Source organism: Stenotrophomonas sp. 05L414_2 (genome assembly GCF_056397905.1).
Window position 1 is genome coordinate 1 of record NZ_JBFTOJ010000309.1, and the last position, 1,634, is coordinate 1,634.

1 protein-coding gene is annotated in these 1,634 nt (G+C 63.7%); it reads left to right on the plus strand.

The annotated features are described in order from the left end of the window. Positions 1-1,634, plus strand: a 1,634-nt coding sequence (locus tag AC1DJN_RS21900; protein WP_478040256.1) for a TonB-dependent receptor, incomplete at both ends; no start/stop codon positions are given.

The window sequence follows — 1,634 nt, forward strand, 5'->3', positions numbered from 1 at the left end:
GCTGGGTTCGACCCTGTTCGAACAGACCCGTGAGCGCAAAGGCGGCCTGGTCTCGCTGCAGTTCAAGCCGACCGACACCCTCACCCTGGGCCTGAATGGTTTCAGCTCCGAGCTGAAGGCGAACAACTACAACCGCAACTTCATGATGTTCGGCAACAGCTTCGCCAAGGTRCAGGCGCCGAACCCGGGCTATGTGGTCAAGGATGGCGTGCTGACCAACGCCACCTACGCAGGCGTGCCGGGCACCAATTACGCGGTGTACGACATGATCTACCGCGAGTCGAAGGCCAAGTCGAGCTACGTCACCTTCGACGCCGACTGGCAGATCAGCGACAGCCTGACCGCCAAGTTCCAGGCCGGCAGCACCAAGGGCACCGGTGAGACCCCGCGCCAGTACATCGCCGAGGTCACCGTGGGCAGCGGCGGTGGCGCCAGCTGGGCCACGCACGGCAGCGGCTCGCCGATCGACTGGAACGTCGGCGGCGACCTCTCGCCCAACGGCGTGACCAGCTTCGGAACCTGGGGCAACCAGCAGGTCACCGCCGAGGACAAGGAGAAGTGGGCCACGCTCGACTTCAACCAGTACTTCAACGACGGCGGCGTGCTGAGCTCGCTCGATTTCGGTGTGCGCTTCGCCGATCACAAGCGCGAAGCGCTGTCGCCGGAAGGCGCGACCCCGGGTGACATCTGGAGTGCACTGAAGAACGGCGCCACCTCCAACTACCCGAACGGTTTTGCCGGCGATATCGGCGGCACCTTCCCGCGCAACATCTGGTACTTCACCCCCGGTGCGCTGAAGGAGGCGGTGACCAACAACTCCACCTGGCTGGCGGGCAACGACGGTCCGACCGGTCGCCACAACTACGGTGCCGAGTGGCGGGTGAAGGAAAAGAACTTCGCCGGCTACGTGCAGGCCAATTTCCGCGGTGACTGGTGGAGCGGCAACCTGGGCCTGCGCTACGTCAACATCAAGCAGGACATCGATACCTACAACGCCGTCAGCAATGCTGCCGATGCGGATGTCAGCAGCCTGTTCGGCATGTGGGAACGCATGGCCTTCCAGAACAAGCGCAACCGCGTGCTGCCCAGCGCCAACATCAAGTTCGACCTCGACGACAACCTCGTGCTGCGCGTGGCCGCGTCGCAGACCCAGACCCTGCCGGACTACTCGGCACTGGGCGCGTCCTCGTACGGTTCCGACCTGAACCGGACCGGCGGCGGCGGCAACCCGAACCTCAAGCCGACCCTGTCCACCAACCTGGATGCCAACCTGGAGTGGTACTTCATGCCGCGCGGCCTGTTGTCGATCGGCGCCTACCACATGGACCTGAAGGACTACATCGCCTTCGACGTCGTCTCGCGCCAGCTGTACAGCGAACTGACCAACCAGCTTGAGACCTACCAGATCTCCACCCCGATCAATGCCGACGGCAAGGTCACCGGCGTGGAAGTGGCCTACGAGCAGCCGATCGGCGAATACTTCGGCGTCAACGCCAACTACACCTACGCCAACGGCACGACCGCGCACACCTGGTCCGATGGTTCGCACAACCTGCTGGGCACCTCGAAGAACACCTACAACGTGGGCGCGTACTTCGAGAACGAGCGCTTCGGTGCACGGGTCAGCTATACCC